Origin of the sequence: [Clostridium] aminophilum, from assembly GCF_900101295.1 — a bacterium.
In the GTDB taxonomy this organism is placed as follows: Bacteria; Bacillota; Clostridia; order Lachnospirales; family Lachnospiraceae; genus Clostridium_R; species Clostridium_R aminophilum_A.
In genome coordinates this window covers 26,054-40,669 of record NZ_FOIL01000029.1, presented here as the reverse complement: position 1 = coordinate 40,669, position 14,616 = coordinate 26,054, and the positions used below count along the sequence as shown (strand labels likewise).

24 protein-coding genes and 1 pseudogene are annotated in these 14,616 nt (G+C 49.6%); 24 read left to right on the top strand and 1 reads right to left on the bottom strand.

From position 1 onward, the window contains the following. Positions 1–200: pseudogene (locus BMW41_RS14585) on the top strand (creatininase family protein); the annotation flags it as partial. Between the two features lie 245 nt (positions 201–445). Here BMW41_RS14585 and BMW41_RS08920 read toward each other — a convergent pair. Next, positions 446–1,309 carry a class I SAM-dependent methyltransferase gene (locus BMW41_RS08920; RefSeq protein ID WP_074649777.1) on the bottom strand — a complete coding sequence of 288 codons (864 nt, stop codon included), beginning with the start codon at positions 1,307–1,309 and terminating at the stop codon, positions 446–448. A gap of 323 nt (positions 1,310–1,632) precedes the next feature. Here BMW41_RS08920 and BMW41_RS08915 point away from each other — a divergent pair, with 323 nt between their 5' ends. The 23 genes from BMW41_RS08915 to secY all read left to right on the top strand — a co-directional run bounded on the left by BMW41_RS08915 (position 1,633) and on the right by secY (position 14,373). Beyond that, positions 1,633–3,009 (top strand): N-acetylmuramoyl-L-alanine amidase family protein, encoded by a 1,377-nt coding sequence (locus tag BMW41_RS08915; RefSeq protein WP_242870326.1) that lies wholly within the window; start codon positions 1,633–1,635, stop codon positions 3,007–3,009. A gap of 586 nt (positions 3,010–3,595) precedes the next feature. Continuing rightward, the gene (gene rpsJ / locus BMW41_RS08910; protein ID WP_031471924.1) at positions 3,596–3,913 is read left to right on the top strand and encodes a 30S ribosomal protein S10; all 318 of its coding nucleotides are present in this window, start codon (positions 3,596–3,598) and stop codon (positions 3,911–3,913) included. Between the two features lie 119 nt (positions 3,914–4,032). Further along, positions 4,033–4,668 carry a 50S ribosomal protein L3 gene (gene rplC, locus BMW41_RS08905; protein WP_031471923.1) on the top strand — a complete coding sequence of 212 codons (636 nt, stop codon included), beginning with the start codon at positions 4,033–4,035 and terminating at the stop codon, positions 4,666–4,668. Between the two features lie 28 nt (positions 4,669–4,696). Next, positions 4,697–5,317, top strand: coding sequence for a 50S ribosomal protein L4 (gene rplD / locus BMW41_RS08900; RefSeq protein ID WP_031471922.1), 621 nt, complete (start codon positions 4,697–4,699; stop codon positions 5,315–5,317). Continuing rightward, a complete protein-coding gene (rplW, locus tag BMW41_RS08895) occupies positions 5,317–5,616 on the top strand; it encodes a 50S ribosomal protein L23 (protein WP_031471921.1) in 300 nt (99 codons plus the stop codon). Before rplD ends, rplW begins: the two co-directional genes overlap by 1 nt. Before the next feature lie 104 nt (positions 5,617–5,720). Continuing rightward, positions 5,721–6,566, top strand: a complete 846-nt coding sequence (gene rplB / locus BMW41_RS08890) for a 50S ribosomal protein L2 (protein WP_031471920.1) — start codon at positions 5,721–5,723, stop codon at positions 6,564–6,566. A gap of 18 nt (positions 6,567–6,584) precedes the next feature. After that, the gene (gene rpsS / locus BMW41_RS08885) at positions 6,585–6,860 is read left to right on the top strand and encodes a 30S ribosomal protein S19 (protein WP_031471919.1); all 276 of its coding nucleotides are present in this window, start codon (positions 6,585–6,587) and stop codon (positions 6,858–6,860) included. A gap of 27 nt (positions 6,861–6,887) precedes the next feature. Then, the gene (gene rplV / locus BMW41_RS08880; protein WP_038287913.1) at positions 6,888–7,274 is read left to right on the top strand and encodes a 50S ribosomal protein L22; all 387 of its coding nucleotides are present in this window, start codon (positions 6,888–6,890) and stop codon (positions 7,272–7,274) included. 12 nt (positions 7,275–7,286) lie between these two features. After that, a complete protein-coding gene (gene rpsC, locus BMW41_RS08875) occupies positions 7,287–7,940 on the top strand; it encodes a 30S ribosomal protein S3 (protein WP_031471917.1) in 654 nt (217 codons plus the stop codon). A gap of 3 nt (positions 7,941–7,943) precedes the next feature. Next, on the top strand, positions 7,944–8,381 hold the full coding sequence (rplP, locus tag BMW41_RS08870) for a 50S ribosomal protein L16 (protein ID WP_031471916.1): 438 nt from the start codon (positions 7,944–7,946) through the stop codon (positions 8,379–8,381). After that, positions 8,371–8,580, top strand: a complete 210-nt coding sequence (rpmC, locus tag BMW41_RS08865; RefSeq protein WP_031471915.1) for a 50S ribosomal protein L29 — start codon at positions 8,371–8,373, stop codon at positions 8,578–8,580. The genes rplP and rpmC overlap by 11 nt, the downstream gene beginning before the upstream one ends. Before the next feature lie 33 nt (positions 8,581–8,613). Continuing rightward, entirely contained in the window at positions 8,614–8,868 is a 255-nt protein-coding gene (gene rpsQ, locus BMW41_RS08860; protein WP_074649775.1) for a 30S ribosomal protein S17, read from the top strand. A gap of 26 nt (positions 8,869–8,894) precedes the next feature. Continuing rightward, positions 8,895–9,263 carry a 50S ribosomal protein L14 gene (gene rplN, locus BMW41_RS08855; RefSeq protein WP_031471913.1) on the top strand — a complete coding sequence of 123 codons (369 nt, stop codon included), beginning with the start codon at positions 8,895–8,897 and terminating at the stop codon, positions 9,261–9,263. Positions 9,264–9,276: 13 nt separating this feature from the next. Then, positions 9,277–9,582 carry a 50S ribosomal protein L24 gene (rplX, locus tag BMW41_RS08850; RefSeq protein ID WP_031471912.1) on the top strand — a complete coding sequence of 102 codons (306 nt, stop codon included), beginning with the start codon at positions 9,277–9,279 and terminating at the stop codon, positions 9,580–9,582. A 17-nt stretch (positions 9,583–9,599) separates the two neighbouring features. After that, entirely contained in the window at positions 9,600–10,139 is a 540-nt protein-coding gene (rplE, locus tag BMW41_RS08845; protein WP_031471911.1) for a 50S ribosomal protein L5, read from the top strand. A gap of 17 nt (positions 10,140–10,156) precedes the next feature. Next, positions 10,157–10,342, top strand: coding sequence for a type Z 30S ribosomal protein S14 (locus tag BMW41_RS08840; protein WP_031471910.1), 186 nt, complete (start codon positions 10,157–10,159; stop codon positions 10,340–10,342). Positions 10,343–10,444: 102 nt separating this feature from the next. Continuing rightward, positions 10,445–10,849: a 30S ribosomal protein S8 gene (gene rpsH / locus BMW41_RS08835; protein WP_031471909.1), complete on the top strand. Its 405-nt coding sequence runs from the start codon at positions 10,445–10,447 to the stop codon at positions 10,847–10,849. 70 nt (positions 10,850–10,919) lie between these two features. Continuing rightward, positions 10,920–11,486, top strand: coding sequence for a 50S ribosomal protein L6 (gene rplF / locus BMW41_RS08830; RefSeq protein WP_031471908.1), 567 nt, complete (start codon positions 10,920–10,922; stop codon positions 11,484–11,486). Between the two features lie 17 nt (positions 11,487–11,503). Continuing rightward, positions 11,504–11,872, top strand: coding sequence for a 50S ribosomal protein L18 (gene rplR, locus BMW41_RS08825; RefSeq protein ID WP_031471907.1), 369 nt, complete (start codon positions 11,504–11,506; stop codon positions 11,870–11,872). Positions 11,873–11,890: 18 nt separating this feature from the next. Next, positions 11,891–12,400, top strand: coding sequence for a 30S ribosomal protein S5 (rpsE, locus tag BMW41_RS08820; protein ID WP_031471906.1), 510 nt, complete (start codon positions 11,891–11,893; stop codon positions 12,398–12,400). A 13-nt stretch (positions 12,401–12,413) separates the two neighbouring features. Beyond that, positions 12,414–12,596, top strand: coding sequence for a 50S ribosomal protein L30 (gene rpmD, locus BMW41_RS08815; RefSeq protein WP_031471905.1), 183 nt, complete (start codon positions 12,414–12,416; stop codon positions 12,594–12,596). An 18-nt stretch (positions 12,597–12,614) separates the two neighbouring features. Further along, entirely contained in the window at positions 12,615–13,055 is a 441-nt protein-coding gene (gene rplO, locus BMW41_RS08810) for a 50S ribosomal protein L15 (RefSeq protein ID WP_074649774.1), read from the top strand. A 1-nt stretch (position 13,056) separates the two neighbouring features. After that, positions 13,057–14,373: a preprotein translocase subunit SecY gene (gene secY, locus BMW41_RS08805; RefSeq protein ID WP_031471903.1), complete on the top strand. Its 1,317-nt coding sequence runs from the start codon at positions 13,057–13,059 to the stop codon at positions 14,371–14,373. Positions 14,374–14,616: the final 243 nt, after the last annotated feature.

Sequence of the window (14,616 nt, the reverse complement as noted above, 5' to 3'; positions counted from 1 at the left end):
ATTTCTCGAGTGCAGCAGCGCTCAACTGGATGGGCGAGGATCTTCAGACAGAAGACGGCCGTCCCATCGGGATTGGTGGAGATCCGCGGGGAGCGACCGCTGAAAAAGGTGAAATCATATTCCGCAGAAGTGCGAAGGAATTGATTCCGGCGCTTCTCTCCATCCGTGACTGGAAGATGGAACCGCAGCAGAAACGATAAGAACAAAGTCCGCAAGCGGACTTCGGCTTCCCCATCCCCTCAGTCCTGAGGGGAGCCCCGCGGACTTTGCGCGCCGCCGCTGGTCACCGTTAGGTGACAGCTTCCTTACAGCGGCGTGCGCATCCTCGCGGAGCGTTTTGTTTCATAGGGAATTTCGGAGAAATTTCCTATGAAATAACAAAGAGGAGTCCGCAGCACTGAGTGCTGAGGACTCCTCTTACAAAAAAACATATGTCAGGGAAAAATCAGTCGGCTTCCCATCTTCCGGATGCGCCGCAGGGAAGAACAAGTCCGCTCGCGGATACCGGGAGACCAAGCTCGTCAGCCTTGACGTGTCCGCCGTGATGTTTAACGACCTCGGTGGAGATCATGTAGGAGAGGACACTCGGCGCAAGTCCCGTCGTATAAGAGTTGATCAGGAAGAAGAGCGGCTGATCGGACAGAAGCTGGGAAGCAAGCTGTACGAACGGATAGATGTTTTCCTCGATCTTCCAGATCTCTCCCTTCGGTCCTCTGCCGTAGCTCGGCGGATCCATGATGATGCCGTCATAGTGGTGACCGCGGCGGATTTCCCGCTCGACAAACTTGACGCAGTCATCGACGATCCAGCGGATCGGTGCGTCGCCCAGGCCGGAGGAGACGGCATTTTCCTTCGCCCAGGTTACCATGCCTTTGGACGCATCGACGTGGCAGACGCTGGCACCTGCAGCGGCCGCCGCCAGAGTGGCGCCGCCGGTATAGGCGAAGAGGTTCAGCACGCTGATCGGGCGATTGGCGCTGCGGATCTTTTCGGAGAACCAGTCCCAGTTGGCAGCCTGCTCCGGAAACAGACCGGTGTGCTTGAAGCTGAACGGCTTCAGGTTAAAGGTCAGCGATTTATATCCGATGGACCACTGCTGCGGGAGATCAAAGAATTCCCATTCGCCGCCGCCGCGGGAAGAGCGGTGATAGTGACCGTTCATTTTTTTCCAGCCTTTTTCCTTCTTCGGGGTGGTCCAGATGACCTGCGGGTCCGGGCGGACCAGAAGGTAGTCGCCCCACCGCTCCAATTTTTCGCCTGCCGAGCAGTCGATCACTTCATAATCATTCCATTGATCTGCAATCCACATATATAGAATTCCTCTCTGTGTTCTTATCGTATCGATTGAGTTCTCTCAAAAATATCAGTGTCATCATATCCCGCGCATTGCGTCAGTGTCAAGCGGACAGAGCGCTTTGCCGCGCCGTTTTGCGGGAAACGGGACGTCAGAGAAGTGGCTGGTTATGCCGTGATGTAAGAATTTTGCAAGAAATATGGAAAACAAAGTTTCTTGAACCCTATCCTCCGTGCTGATAAGATAAGGTCAGGATATCAGCATCATTGGGGGAATGTATCCCGGGGATGATTATACAGAGAATCCGGGGGCGGAATGACTGCCCAGAGGAGGTTATGATGACAAAGAAAGTGTATGTGGCCGCTTTCACTGCAGCGCTGGCGCTGGGAATGAGCATGACCGCATTTGCGGCAGGATGGCAGAAATCCGGCAATGACTGGACTTATGTCAATGACAGCGGAAAGCGTGTGACCAATGAATGGCAGCGCGGTGCGGACAATGAGTGGCGCTGGATCAATTCGCAGGGTGTGATGGCGACCAATTCCTGGGCTGACAATGAGTATTACGTGGACGGCGACGGAAAGATTGTTGTGAATAAGTGGATGAAGCTTGCGATCAAGAATCCGGACTGGAACCAGACCGGACAGTCCGCATGGTACTATTTCGGCAACAGCGGCAAGTGTGTGACCGGCGGCTGGTCCAAGATCAACAACAAATACTACTACTTCAATGACGACGGTGAGATGCAGACCGGATGGGTTGATGACGAGCAGTATTATGTGAACGGCGACGGCGTAATGCAGACCGGATGGGTATGGCTTGAAGATCCGGACAAGAAGGAAGACGATTCGACTGCTCCGGATATCAAGGACGACGAAGATTTCCACTGGTACTATTTCAAGTCTAACGGAAAAAAATTTGAGCCGGAGGGATCCGGCTATCAGTTAGAGAAGATCGACGGCAAGTACTTCTGCTTCAACGACAAGGGCGCGATGCAGACCGGATGGGTCAACATGGGCGACAAGGATGCCGGCAGCTTCAAGAATATGCGGTATTTCAAGTCGGACGGATCCGTGATGACAAAGTGGGCGATGCTCACCCCGCCGGATGACGATGAACTGGACGGTCTCATGAAGCTCGATGATTACGAAGAGCAGTGGTATTATTTTGATGCGAAGGGCGTGCCGGAGGTCGGACCGGAGCTTTCCGAAGCTTCCACCAACAATCTGAAGAAGATCAACGGAGTGACCTATCTCTTCAATGACAAGGGCAATCCGGTTTACGGACTTCGGAAGCTTCGTATCGGAAACCGTGATGAGTACGCAGCCTACTTCTTCGGCGCAGACAAGGCGACCAGCTCGGTTGTCTGCGGCAAAGGCACGGTGGAAGAGGGCGACGGCTCCAAACACGAGTATTACTTCAATGAGACGGGCAACAACAAGGGCCGCGGATTTACCGGCGTGAAGAACAAGTACCTCTACTATATGGGACGTCTTCAGCAGGCAACCGACAACAATGCGGCGATCTTTGCCATTGACGGAAAGAATTACGCGGTCAACCGTTCCGGAAAGGTTCTTACGAAGGATACCTTCAAGATTAGCGGAACGAAATACAAGACCAACGCGAACGGTATCATCTGTGAGGTGGACGGAGAGTCGTCCAAGGGCGATGAGTCGGCGGAAGAGCCGGTTGAGCCGGAGTTCTGGGACAACTGATCCGGGAGATCGGCCCGTCGGTCGGAACACGCGGGGGGATATGGTTCGAAGATACTGCTTATATATAGTAGGAAACGATCCGATTAATATAGAAAGTCAGCGGGCATCTGCCGGGAATTCCTGGCGGATGCCCGTTTTTCTGCATGACGGAGAGAACAGACGGCTGTAAAAATGCGGAGCCGGAATTATGGAAGCGTGTCTGGCGGAAATGAGGAGAAAGGTGCCGCCGCTTGGGTGAAAATGCCCCCGAAACCCTCCGGAAACGCCGGATCTATGGGAAATATGCTGTATTTTGCATAAAACATGGATTGTATTTAATTTAGAACAAAAATTTCTTGCAAAGCATTGACACCTATGATATGATAGCGTCGTTGTGACATGATAGCTGTGAAGCGTGAAGTTGCTGTCCATTGCGACAGGTTCTCCGTGGAGCGAATGTCAAGTTAGAAACTGGCGACAAGTCACTGTACAGTTAAACAACGGAACCGAAGACAATTCGGGTGTGTGATCCGGTCGGACACACACGGGTATGTGTACAGTCACCGCTTGTCGTGCTTCAGAGTACGAAAAGGAGGCGACTTTTTTTATGGCAAGTCAGGTAATGAGAATCACACTTAAGGCTTATGATCATCAGCTGGTAGATCAGTCTGCAGCAAAGATCGTAGCAACCGTAAAGAAGAATGGATCTAAGGTGAGCGGACCGGTTCCGCTGCCGACAAAGAAGGAAGTAGTAACCATCCTTCGTGCGGTTCACAAGTATAAGGATTCCAGAGAGCAGTTCGAGCAGAGAACTCACAAGAGACTGATCGACATCATTGCTCCGAACCAGAAGACGGTTGATGCGCTGCAGAGACTTGAGATGCCTGCAGGTGTTTATATCAACGTAAAGATGAAAAACAAGTAAAAAACAGCCTGGTATCCCGTAAGGGATCAAGTCCTGAAAGGTCCGGACAGTCCGGACGGTTCTAGGATGAACGCTGAAAGATGCGTTCCGCTGTAGAAAAAACAGGAGGTCATTTTCCAATGAAGAAAGCTATCTTAGCTACCAAGGTCGGAATGACTCAGATCTTCAATGAAGACGGAGTACTCGTTCCGGTAACAGTTCTTCAGGCAGGCCCGTGCGTAGTAACACAGGTTAAGACTGAAGAGAACGACGGCTACAAGGCTGTTCAGGTCGGCTTTGCTGACAAGAGAGAGAAGCTGGTTTCCAAGCCGGTTAAGGGTCACTTTGACAAGGCTGGTGTCAGCTACAAGAGATTCATCAGAGAGTTCCGTTTTGAGAACGCTGAGGAGTACTCTGTAAAGGATGAGATCAAGGCTGATATCTTCGCTGAGGGCGATATGATTGATGCAACTGCAATCTCCAAGGGCAAAGGTTTCCAGGGTGCGATCAAGAGATATGGTCAGCACAGAGGACCGATGGCTCATGGTTCCAAGTTCCATCGTCATCAGGGTTCCAATGGTTCCGCTACTACCCCGGGCCGCGTATTTAAGGGCAAGGGAATGCCGGGCCACATGGGCAGCGTAAGAGTAACTGTTCAGAACCTGAGCGTTGTTAGAGTTGATGCAGAGAACAACCTGATCCTTGTTAAGGGTTCCGTTCCGGGACCGAAGAAGGCTCTGGTTACAATCAGAGAGGCTGTTAAGTCTGCAAACTAAGCAGTAGATGGAAAGGAGGAACACACAGATGGCTAATGTATCTGTTTACAATATGGAAGGCGCTGAAGTTGGCACTCTTGAGCTCAACGATGCAGTATTCGGCGTAGAAGTAAATGAGCATCTGGTTCACATGGCAGTTGTTGCACAGCTTGCAAACAAGCGTCAGGGAACTCAGAAGGCTAAGACACGTTCCGAGGTTTCCGGCGGCGGCAGAAAGCCGTGGAGACAGAAGGGAACTGGTCACGCAAGACAGGGTTCAACCCGTGCTCCGCAGTGGAAGGGCGGCGGCGTAGTATTCGCACCGACTCCGCGCGATTACACAATCACTCTGAACAAGAAGGAGAAGAGAGCAGCTCTGAAGAGCGCACTTACCTCCAGAGTTCAGGAGAACAAGTTCGTTGTTGTTGATTCTCTGAAGTTTGACGAGATCAAGACAAAGAAGTTCGCAGCAGTTCTGAAGAACCTCAAGGTTCAGAAGGCTCTCGTTGTTCTGGATGACGAGTGCGAGAAGACAGCAGTTTCCGCAAGAAACGTTGCTGACGTTAAGACCGCACGCGTGAACACAATCAACGTTTACGATATCCTTAAGTACAACACTGTAGTTGCTACCAAGGCTGCAGTAAGCGCAATCGAGGAGGTATATGCATAATGGCAAACATTCAGTATTATGACGTAATCCTCAAGCCGCTCGTAACTGAGAAGAGCATGAGCTCCATGGCTGACAAGAAGTACACTTTCCTGGTTCACACAGAGGCTAACAAGTCCATGATCAAGGATGCCGTTGAGAAGATGTTCCCGGGCACCAAGGTTAAGAGTGTTAACACCATGAACTGTGCAGGTAAGGACAAGAGAAGAGGCATGATCGTCGGCAAGACTGCAAAGACGAAGAAAGCTATCGTTCAGCTTACTGAGGACAGCAAAGAGATCGAGATCTTCGCAGGTCTTTGATCCGCTAACTGCGGGGAGTATCCCCGCTGACACCAATATACGGTAACCAATCCGTGAGAAACGGGACACGGGATTGCCCGTGTTCGCGAAAGGAGTTTTGAGTCATGGGAATTAAAACATACAGCCCATATACCCCGTCCAGAAGAAACATGTCTGGATATGATTTCTCTGAGATCACAAAGTCTGCTCCGGAGAAGTCCCTTGTTGTTTCTTTAAAGAAGAACGCAGGTCGTAACAATCAGGGTAAGATCACCGTTAGACACAGAGGCGGCGGTTCCAGACGTAAGTACAGAATCATCGACTTCAAGAGAAATGGTAAGAACATCGTTGGCGTACCGGCAACTGTTGCTGCGATCGAGTACGATCCGAACAGAACTGCTAACATCGCTCTTCTGAGCTACGCAAACGGCGTTAAGGCATATATCCTTGCTCCGGCAGGACTGAAGGTTGGCCAGACAGTTATGAGCGGCGCTGATGCAGAGCCGAGAACAGGTAACTGCCTCCCGCTGAGCAAGATTCCGGTAGGTTCCAACGTTCACAACATCGAGCTTTATCCGGGCAGAGGCGGCCAGATGGTTCGTTCCGCTGGTACAGCTGCTCAGCTCATGGCTAAGGAAGGCAAGTACGCTACTCTGAGACTTCCGTCCGGCGAGATGAGAATGGTTCCGATCGACTGCTGCGCAACACTTGGTGTTGTTGGCAACGGCGAGCACAACCTGATCAACCTTGGTAAAGCTGGTAAGACTCGTTACATGGGTATCAGACCGCACGTACGTGGATCTGTCATGAACCCGAATGACCATCCGCACGGCGGTGGTGAAGGTAAGGCTCCGGTAGGACGTCCGGGTCCGAGCACACCGTGGGGTAAGCCTGCTCTGGGTCTTAAGACCAGAAAGAAGAACAAGCACTCCAACAAGCTGATTGTCAGAAGAAGAAACGGAAACAAGTAATTCCGAGGAGGTTAAGTAATGGGTCGTTCAATTAAAAAAGGACCGTTTGCGGACGCATCTCTGCTCAAGAAGATTGACGAGATGAATGCAGCAGGACAGAAGCAGGTTATCAAGACCTGGTCCCGTCGTTCCACCATTTTCCCGCAGATGTTAGGTCATACAATCGCTGTATATGATGGAAGAAAGCATGTTCCGGTATATGTTACTGAGGACATGGTAGGACACAAGCTTGGTGAGTTCGTTGCTACAAGAACTTATCACGGCCACGGCGCAGACGAGAAGAAGTCTCGCTAAGCACAGTTTTGAGAGGAGGTTATAGCAATGGCTAGAGGACATAGATCTCAGATTAAGAGAGAGAGAAATGCTAATAGAGATACGAGACCGTCAGCAAAACTGTCTTACGCAAGAGTTTCTGTACAGAAGGCATGCTTCGTACTGGATGCGATCAGAGGCAAGAATGTAAATGAGGCACTCGGTATCCTTACATATAATCCCAGATATGCTTCTTCACTGGTTAAGAAGCTTCTCGAGTCTGCAATCGCAAACGCAGAGAACAACAACCAGATGAATCGTGACAACCTGTACATTGCGGAGTGCTTCGCAGGACAGGGACCGATCATGAAGAGAGTCAGACCGAGAGCACAGGGTAGAGCTTACAGAATCGAAAAGAGAATGAGCAACATCACAATCGTGCTCGATGAGAAATAATAGGAGGCAGAAATGGGACAGAAAGTTAATCCGCACGGCATCAGAGTTGGTGTCATCAAGGACTGGAATTCCAAGTGGTACGCTGAAAAGGACTTCGCTGATTGCCTGATCGAAGATTACAAGATCAGAGAGTTCCTTAAGAAGAAGCTTTATGACTCCGGCGTCTCCAAGATCGAGATCGAGCGTGCAGCTGGAAAAGTTAAAGTTATCGTATTTACTGCTAAGCCGGGCGTTGTTATCGGTAAGGGCGGTACAGAGATCGAGAAGACAAAGGCTGAGGTTCAGAAGCTTACAGACAAGAAGGTCTTCATCGACATCAAGGAAATCAAGAGACCGGACAAGGACGCTCAGCTCGTTGCAGAGAATATCGCTCAGCAGCTTGAGAACCGTGTTTCCTTCCGCCGCGCTGTTAAGTCTGCAATGAACAGAACCATGCGCGCAGGTGCAAAGGGAATCAAGGCTTGCGTATCCGGACGTCTCGGCGGCGCAGATATTGCCCGCAAGGAGTTCTACAGCGATGGAAACATCCCGCTGCAGACACTGAGAGCTGATATTGAGTATGGTTTCGCTGAGGCAAACACAACATACGGCAAGACCGGTGTTAAGGTTTGGATCTACAAGGGCGAGGTTCTTCCTGTTAAGGGAAATAAGGAAGGAGAGCGATAAATCATGTTAATGCCGAAGAGAGTTAAGCGTAGAAAGCAGTTCCGTGGTTCCATGGCTGGTAAGATCACCAGAGGTAACAAGATCACCAACGGTTCCTACGGACTTATCGCAACTGAGCCGTGCTGGATCAGATCCAACCAGATCGAGGCAGCCCGTGTTGCTATGACACGTTTCATCAAGCGTGGCGGTAAAGTTTGGATCAAGATTTTCCCGGATAAGCCGGTAACAGCTAAGCCGGCTGAGACACGAATGGGTTCCGGAAAGGGCTCTGTAGAGTATTGGGTAGCTGTAGTTAAACCGGGCCGCGTTCTCTTTGAGATCGACGGTGTTGCAGAGGATGTAGCAAGAGAGGCTCTTCGTCTCGCTATGCACAAGCTTCCGTGCAAGTGCAAGATCGCTACCAAGTCAGACGTAGAAGGCGGTGATAACAGTGAAGATTGATCAGTATTTAAAGGATTTAAGAGAGAAGTCCCTCGCAGATCTTAACAACGAGCTTACTGAGGCTAAGAAGGAACTCTTCAAACTCAGATTCCAGAATGCTACGAACCAGCTGGACAACACCGGCCGTATTAAAGAAGTACGCAAGAATATTGCCAGAATCCAGACTGTTATGGCAGCGAAGGCAAGCGAGAACGCATAATTTCCAAAGTAAATGGAAAGGAGAATATCTACCGTGGAGAGAAATCTTAGAAAAGTACGTGTAGGCAAGGTTGTAAGCAATAAGATGGACAAGACCATCGTTGTTGCTATCGAGCACCACGTAAAACATCCTCTGATCGGAAAGATCATTAAGAGAACATATAAGCTTAAGGCACATGATGAGAACAATGAGTGCGGCATGGGTGATACTGTAAAAGTTCAGGAGACCAGACCGCTGTCCAAGGATAAGAGATGGAGACTCGTTGAGATTGTTGAGAAGGCAAAATAATCTCAGCCCAGAAAGGAGTATTGGGAATGATTCAGCAGGAAACAAGATTAAGAGTTGCTGACAATACCGGTGCGAAAGAGCTGCTCTGTATCCGAGTAATGGGCGGTTCCACCAGAAGATATGCAGGCATCGGCGATGTCATTGTTGCCAGCGTTAAAGAAGCAACACCGGGCGGCGTTGTAAAGAAGGGTGACGTTGTCAAGGCTGTTGTAGTCCGCACCGTAAGAAGCACACGCCGCAAAGATGGTTCCTACATCAGATTTGATGAGAATGCTGCTGTTATCCTGAAAGAGGATAACACTCCGAAGGGAACTCGTATCTTTGGGCCGGTTGCAAGAGAGCTTCGTGAGAAACAGTTTATGAAGATCGTTTCTCTGGCTCCGGAAGTACTGTGAGGAGGTAACGACTGTGCAGAAGATTAAAAAAGATGATACCGTTAAGATCATTACCGGTAAGGATAAAGATAAGACAGGAAAAGTTCTTTCTGTAGACGTTAAGAAGAACAAGGTAACTGTTGAAGGCTGCAACATGATCACAAAGCACGTTAAGCCGAATGCAGCTAACCAGCAGGGTGGAATCATCCACGTTGAGGCTCCGCTTGACCTGTCCAATGTTATGCTCGTAGTTGACGGCAAGGCAACCAGAGTCGGCTTCAAGACCGAGGGCGACAAGAAGGTTCGTTTCGCTAAGGCTACCGGCAAGACGATCGACTGAGAGAGGAGGAACTACAAGTGTCTAGATTAAAAGAACAGTATCAGAACGAGATCGTAGATGCTATGATCAAGAAATTCGGATACAAGAACGTTATGGAAGTGCCGAAGCTCGACAAGATCGTTGTAAACATGGGTGTTGGCGAAGCTAAGGAGAACGCAAAGGTTCTTGACACAGCTGTAAGAGACATGGAGATCATCACTGGTCAGCATGCTGTTACAACAAAGGCTAAGAAGTCCGTTGCTAACTTCAAGATCAGAGAAGGTATGCCGATCGGTTGTAAGGTTACCCTTCGCGGCGAGAGAATGTATGATTTTGCGGATCGTCTGATCAACCTCTCTCTTCCGCGTGTACGTGACTTCCGCGGCGTAAGCGCTGATTCCTTCGACGGCAGAGGCAACTATGCACTCGGCCTCAAAGAGCAGCTCATCTTCCCGGAGATCGAGTACGATAAGGTAGACAAGGTAAGAGGTATGGACGTTATCTTCGTTACCACTGCCAAGACAGATGAAGAGGCACGTGAACTGCTCAGACTGTTCGGCATGCCGTTCGCGAAATAATCAGGAGGATTTGATCAATGGCTAAGTTATCTATGAAGATCAAGCAGCAGAAGACACCGAAGTTCTCCACAAGAGCTTACACACGCTGCAAAATCTGTGGCCGTCCGCACTCTGTTCTCAAGAAGTACGGTATCTGCCGTGTTTGCTTCCGTGAACTTGCATACAAGGGCGAGATCCCGGGCGTAAAGAAGGCAAGCTGGTAATCAATCAGGCCGCTGTTCCACATCTTAATACAGGTCTCGCCGCTTTTTTTGCGGCGGGAAACCAGTTAAGCAATATTGAATATATAGGAGGTTTGACTCACCATGACTATGAGTGATCCGATCGCAGATATGCTTACGAGAATTCGTAACGCAAATATCTCCAAACATGATACAGTTGACGTTCCGTCTTCCAAGATGAAGCTCGCTATCGCCGGCATCCTTGTTGATGAGGGTTATGTAGCAAAGTACGATCTTGTCGATGACAAGAATGGTTTCAAGAACATTCGTCTCACACTGAAGTACGCAAACAACAAGAACGAGAGAATCATCTCCGGACTTAAGAGAATCTCCAAGCCGGGTCTCCGTATCTACGCTGGTAAGGAGAACATGCCGAAGGTACTCGGCGGTCTCGGTATCGCGATTGTTTCTACAAACCAGGGTGTTATTACAGATAAGAAGGCAAGAGAGCTCGGCGTTGGCGGCGAGGTTCTGGCTTACATCTGGTAATATAGATTAAACCACTGAAAACAGAGCGGCCGCCGTGCCGTTCCGAGAATCTAAGTAGGAGGACATAAGAATGTCACGAATTGGTAGATTACCAGTAGTGATCCCGGCAGGTGTTACTGTCACGATCAAAGAGAACAATGAAGTTACTGTAAAGGGCCCGAAGGGTGAGCTCACCAGAACATTTGCTCCGGAGCTTACTATCGAGCAGAAGGAAGTAGAGCACGAGGACAAGAAGGTTAACGAGATTGTTATCACAAGACCGAATGACCTGAAGAGAATCAAGGCTCTGCACGGCCTCACAAGATCCTTAATTAACAATATGGTACACGGTGTTACCGAGGGTTACGAGAAGAAGCTTGAGATCAACGGTGTTGGTTACAGAGCTGTAAAGCAGGGCAAGAAGCTCGTTCTTACTCTTGGATACTCTCACCCGGTAGAGATGGAAGATCCGGAAGGCGTTGAGACTGTAGTTGATGGTTCTCTTACAATCTTTGTAAGAGGTATCAGCAAGGAGAAAGTTGGTCAGTACGCAGCTGAGATCAGAAGCAAGAGAGCACCGGAGCCGTACAAGGGCAAGGGTATCAAGTATGCTGACGAAGTGATCAGACGCAAAGTTGGTAAGACTGGTAAGAAATAATTAAGGAGTGTGTGAAGATGGTTAGTAAAAAATCAAGAAGCGAAGTTCGCATTAAGAAGCACGCAAGATTACGTAATCGTTTTTCCGGCACCGCACAGAGACCACGTCTTGCAGTGTTCAGAAGTAATGATCACATGTACGCTCAGATCATCGATGATGAGAAGCAGGTAACTCTTGCTGCAGCATCCACCGTTGAGAAGGATGTCAAGGCTGAGCTGACCAAGACAAACAATGTCGAGGCAGCATCCTATGTCGGCACTCTGATCGCTAAGAGAGCTCTGGAGAAGGGCATCGAAGAGGTCGTATTCGACAGAGGCGGCTACATCTATCATGGAAAAGTTCAGGCACTTGCAGATGCAGCTCGTGAAGCTGGACTGAAATTCTAACGGAAGGAGAACATACACATGAAGCGTACAAAAATCGATGCCGGCCATCTTGAAATGGAAGACAAGGTTGTAGCAATCAGAAGAGTATCCAAGACCGTAAAGGGCGGACGTACTCAGAGATTCGCAGCACTTGTTGTTGTCGGCGATAAGAACGGACACGTAGGTGCAGGCATGGGTAAGGCTGCAGAGGTTCCGGAAGCAATCCGCAAGGGTAAAGAAGCAGCTATGAAGAATGTCGTTGAGGTAGCTATGGACGAGAACAAGTCCATCCCGCACGATTTCTACGGCGTATACGGAAGCTCCAATGTACTCCTTAAGAGAGCACCGGAAGGTACCGGTGTAATCGCCGGCGGTCCGGCTCGTTCCGTACTGGAGCTTGCAGGCTACGAGAACATCCGTACAAAGTCTCTTGGTTCCAACAACAAGACCAACGTTGTTCTTGCAACAATCGCAGGTCTTCAGAGCCTCAAGACTCCGGAGGAAGTTGCAAAGCTTCGCGGCAAATCCGTTGATGAGATCCTGAACTAAGGAGGAGATAGAGATGGCAGAGAAGTTAAAGATCACACTGGTTAAATCTCCTATCGGCGCTGTTCCGAAGCAGAGAGCAACTGTAGAGGCACTTGGACTCAAGAAGATGCACAAGACAGTTGAACTTCCGGACAACAACGCAGTCAGAGGAATGATCCAGAGTGTTAGACACCTGGTAAAGGTAGAGGAAATCTGAGTTTAAGGAGGTTCAGTCATGGAGTTATCCAATTTAAGACCGGCTGCTGGTTCCGTCCACAGCGATAATTTCAGAAGAGGACGCGGACACGGTTCAGGCAACGGCAAGACTGCTGGTAAGGGCCACAAGGGTCAGAAGGCACGTAGTGGCGCACCGAGACTTGGTTTCGAGGGTGGCCAGATGCCGCTGTTCAGACGTCTTCCGAAGAGAGGATTCAAAAACCGCAACCGTAAGGTTATCGTTGCGATCAATGTTTCCGCACTCGAGAGATTCGAGAACGATACAGTAATTACAGCAGAGAAGTTACTTGAAGCAGGAGTTATCAAGAAGGTTTGCGATGGCGTTAAGATCCTTGGCAACGGCGAGCTCACAAAGAAGCTTGTAGTTAAGGTTGATGCTGTCAGCGAAGGCGCTAAGGCTAAGATCGAAGCCGTTGGCGGATCCTGCGAGGTGATCTAATATGCTGCAGACGCTCCTGAAAGCGTTCAAGGTAAAGGAAGTGCGGAGCAAACTGATCTACACTTTCTTTATGCTTGTTGTGATTCGCATCGGATCACAGCTTCCGATACCGGGCGTGAACACATCGTATTTCGCTGATTTGTTTTCAAAGCAGACGACCGATGCGTTCGGGTTTTTCAATACTATTACGGGCGGTTCCTTCACGAACATGTCCATATTTGCACTGAGCATTACCCCGTACATTACTTCTTCCATTATCATGCAGCTTCTCGCAATTGCGATTCCGAAGCTGGAGGAAATGCAGAAGGATGAGGATGGACGGAAGAAGATTCAGGAGTACACACGTTACGTGACGGTGGCACTTGCGCTGATGCAGTCCATCGCCATGAGCGTGGGATTCGGAAGCAAGGGACTTCTCACGGAGTTCAATGCTCTCAGCGTCGTCATCGCGGTTGCAACCATGACAGCCGGAAGTGCGATGCTGATGTGGATCGGTGAAGAGATCACACAGAACGGAATCGGCAACGGTATTTCCGTGGTCCTTCTGTTCAACATCATTTCATCCACACCGAATGATGCGATGACTCTTTACACAAGATTTGTTCAGGGCAAGACAATTGCAGTAGGGGTGGTATATGCGATCATTATTCTCGCAGTAATCATCGGACTGGCTGCTTTCACTGTGGTTCTTCAGGATGCTGAGAGAAGGATTTCCGTTCAGTATTCCAAGAAGCTTCAGGGGCGGAGACTCGTCGGTGCTCAGGCATCCGCTATTCCGCTGAAGGTGAATACCGCTGGTGTTATGCCGGTAATTTTCGCATCCTCGATCATGTCCTTCCCGGTTGTTATTGCAGGATTCTTTAATGTCGACTATTCCACAATCGGCGGAAAGATCCTGATGGTATTGAATTCCAGCTCGTGGTTCAGACCGGACAGACCGCTTTATTCCATCGGTCTTGTAATCTACATTGCGCTGATCGTAATCTTTGCGTTCTTCTACACATCGATTACCTTCAATCCGCTGGAGATTGCAGATAACCTGAAGAAAGCAGGCGGCTTCATTCCGGGAATCCGTCCGGGTAAACCGACATCGGATTATCTGAACAATATGTTGAACTATATTGTACTTGTAGGCGCTTGCGGCCTGATCATTCTGTGTGTGGTTCCGATTATGGTATCCGGCCTCTTCAATGTAAGCCGTATGTCCTTCGGAGGTACATCCCTGATCATTATCGTCGGTGTCATTCTTGAGACCATCAAGGCGGTGAAATCTCAGCTGCTTGTCCGCAACTACAAGTCATTTTTAGGGGATTTCTGATATAGATAAGCCATTTTCGGGCCGTATGACCCGTGGGCGAATGATATATGTCGCTGTCGGTTCAGACAGACTGAGCAGCAGCCACGACGGCTGCGGCCGGTCTTCTTCCGGCGGCGATATTTGTTTACGCGGTTAACACGCCACAGCCTGTGCCTGCGCGAGGCCCTGGCGGCCGCCGCGATAACGGGCGAAACGCACGAATCGCGTTTCGGTTTGATCCGATGAAATTTATTTAGTATATGG